4 protein-coding genes are annotated in these 2927 nt (G+C 40.5%); all 4 read left to right on the top strand.

Going from position 1 to position 2927, the window contains the following annotated elements:
• Positions 1 to 332: hypothetical protein (locus WCP75_RS04890; protein ID WP_336277121.1), on the top strand; the 332-nt coding region annotated here is incomplete at its 5' end.
• A gap of 105 nt (positions 333 to 437) precedes the next feature.
• Positions 438 to 1166, top strand: a complete 729-nt coding sequence (locus WCP75_RS04885) for a phage antirepressor KilAC domain-containing protein (RefSeq protein ID WP_336277120.1) — start codon at positions 438 to 440, stop codon at positions 1164 to 1166.
• Between the two features lie 110 nt (positions 1167 to 1276).
• The gene (bet, locus tag WCP75_RS04880; protein ID WP_336277119.1) at positions 1277 to 2086 is read left to right on the top strand and encodes a phage recombination protein Bet; all 810 of its coding nucleotides are present in this window, start codon (positions 1277 to 1279) and stop codon (positions 2084 to 2086) included.
• Between the two features lies 1 nt (position 2087).
• Positions 2088 to 2711 carry a lambda exonuclease family protein gene (locus WCP75_RS04875; RefSeq protein WP_336277118.1) on the top strand — a complete coding sequence of 208 codons (624 nt, stop codon included), beginning with the start codon at positions 2088 to 2090 and terminating at the stop codon, positions 2709 to 2711.
• Positions 2712 to 2927: the final 216 nt, after the last annotated feature.

The raw sequence follows: 2927 nt of genomic DNA, 5'->3' as shown, positions 1-2927 counted from the left end.
TCGTCTACAATGATGGAGATCACGTTGCTAAATCGGGACCATTCTATGACGAATTTGATATTTTGAAGGTTCTTGAAGGCACAGAAGGCGCAACAAAAATCCTTTGTATCGATAATTCAACGAAGCACTGTGAAGATATCAGCGAAGAAATTGCAGAAGCATACATCAAGGAAAACGATATTCTTCAATTCAACAGCACTGGACATCCTTTTGTAGAAGAGAGCGATGCCTTTGATGCCTTTTATGACGAAATAGCAAAACAAGAATATGAAGATATACTATACGGCACCTATGAACAACAGCATCGCCTACGCCTTTGTGACGTGATCTAGAACTACCAAAGACGTTTTAGAAAATACTCCCTTTTAATCCAATAAATATGAAATTCGTAATGAAAAGCTTTTCGCTATTCGGCGCGATGAATACTGGAGTTCATCATGAACACTCTTATGAAAATTACAGGAAGCATTGTTGACAGTGCGACAATTCAAACTATGTCTAGCCTTGAGATAGCAGAATTGTGTGGCAAACGGCATGACAATGTTATGCGTGACATCAAGAAAATGCTTGAAGAGCTGTACTTTGAAGGAGGTCTCCTCAAATTTGAGGGCACCTATTTAGATAAGCAAAACAAGCTTCAAAACTGCTATCACTTGCCTAAACGTGAATGTCTTATATTAGTATCGGGTTACAGCACTACATTACGAGCCAAGATAGTTGATCGCTGGCAAGAATTGGAGAAGCAAGTTGCTGCCCCACAGATTGACTATTCTAGTCCTGAAGCGATGATTGGCTTTTTGACACATCTACAAAGTCAAATTGAAGAGAAAAATACTACCATTGCTGAGCTCAAACCAAAAGCACAAGCTCTAGAAAGCTTAACGCGTTCTGATGGTTTGTTTGGTCTTACAGAAGCAGCCAAAGTCTTAGAGATACGACCAAAGGATTTAACGGATTACTTACGTGGGCATGATTGGGTTTATCGCCGTGCTCCGGGTTCTCCATTGTTGCCTTATCAAGACAAGATCAAGAGAGGTTTGATGGATTGTCCAACTATTACCATTCAAAGACCCGATGGAACAGAGAAAATCCTGCCTTCAACGAAGATCACAACAAAAGGCATCGGCGTCCTTTCTCAAGAACTGCAAAAACAAAATCTGCATTAATCAATGAATTTACAGTCTTAAAAGATAAACTTGCAACAACCCAAAACAATCATTTTAAACAAAAGCGTGACTCACGCCACGGATGAGTTGCGTACAAATAAGGATATTAAATGACAAATTCACCCTTAGCCCTTATGGCAAACAAATATGGTTTTTCCCATGACGAATTTCGAAAAACTATTATCAAAACTTGTATCAATTATAATTTTTCTGACGAAGAGTTTGCTGCCTTTATCTCTGTCGCCAATAGTTATGGTCTCAATCCCCTGACAAAAGAAATTTATGCACTTCCCAAAAGAGGGGGAGGCATTATACCTGTTGTCTCTATTGATGGATGGATTAAAATCATTAAAGCAAATCCAAATTTTGATGGCATGACCTTCCAAGACCAACTCGACAATAGCGGCAATCTGATTGCAATTAAATGTGCAATCCGCTTAAAAGACATTCAAGACCCTATAGAGGTCACCGAATACTTATCAGAGTGCAAACAAAAAACAGACACCTGGCAAAAATACCCTGCACGCATGTTGCGTCATAAAGCCACCATACAATGTGCTCGCTATGCCTTTGGGTTTTCTGGCATTTATGAAGAAGACGAAGCTACACGTATTAATGGCACAAACAACAATACACAAAGTCAACTTATTTCGAGTGAAATGCTTTTGCAAATCCAAGAATTAATGCATCAAACACAAACTCAGGAAGCAAATCTGCTGGCTTTCGCAAAGGTTGAAAGATTGAGCGATCTGTCTTGTGAAAAAGCACAAACTGTCTTGGCAGGTTTAAAGAAAAAACAACACTTAAAAATAACTGAAGCACAACACCTCTTACCATCACAAGAACAAGATGCCGAATATATTCATATCCAAGATATCGAATATGCGCCAACGCAACAACAACAAGCAGAGGCGGTGTGAAATGGAACAAAGAACAGCACAATGGTTTCAAGCACGATTAGGGAAAATCACCGCCTCAAACATTTATAGCGTTATCAATAAAACAGCAAAAGGACTGCCCACAAGCAAATATGGCGACTACAAAATCAAACTCATCACAGAACGCTTAACAGGAGAGGTAATCCCCTATTATGAAAGCGACGACATGCAATGGGGTGTTGAGCATGAAGAAGATGCAATCGAAGAATATAGCTTCATTTATGATGCCGCTGTAACAAGATGCGGTTTTGTGCCTCATCCAACAATTGAAATGGCCGGGGCAAGCCCTGATGGTCTCATTGGAGAGTATGGATTAATCGAAGTCAAATGCCCAAGATCAACAACCCACATCCGCTTCTTTATCAATAATGAGATCAAGCCTGAATATCTTGCCCAAATGCAATTTCAAATGGCTTGTACAGGACGAAAATGGTGTGACTTTGTGAGCTACGATCCACGCTTTACTGGCCACTCAGCCCACTTACGTCTCAAAATATGTCGCATACACCGTGATGAAGAGCAAATCGAACAAATCAATGAAACCGTCAAAGCGTTTTTAGCAGAGATAGAACAAGATATGGAACAAATCTCAATAAAAGCCGCTTAACGCTATGGGGGTGCTCTCCCTCCTCTGAGCACCCTCGCCCTCTTTCATAACAACTTTTCAGGAAATGCGTGCTTCACGCCACAGATAAATTGTATCTAAAATTAGGAGAACAGATATGGCACATCGCCCTCCCACCATAACCCAGCCAGCCATTGCTCGTGCCCTAAGAGAAGCTAAAAAACAAGGATGCGAACTAATGGAAATCAAGCCTACTGG

The organism is Bartonella numerosa (assembly GCF_037070845.1).
Lineage (GTDB): Bacteria > Pseudomonadota > Alphaproteobacteria > Rhizobiales > Rhizobiaceae > Bartonella.
The sequence above is the reverse complement of the archived record's forward strand: the minus strand, read 5'-3'. Positions and strand labels throughout refer to the sequence as shown.

What these genes read in the sequence shown, in the direction of transcription:
- WCP75_RS04885 (WP_336277120.1), top strand. Translation starts at nt 438, where the DNA reads ATGAACACTCTTATGAAAATTACAGGAAGCATTGTTGACAGTGCGACA.
- bet (WP_336277119.1), top strand. Translation starts at nt 1,277, where the DNA reads ATGACAAATTCACCCTTAGCCCTTATGGCAAACAAATATGGTTTTTCC.
- WCP75_RS04875 (WP_336277118.1), top strand. Translation starts at nt 2,088, where the DNA reads ATGGAACAAAGAACAGCACAATGGTTTCAAGCACGATTAGGGAAAATC.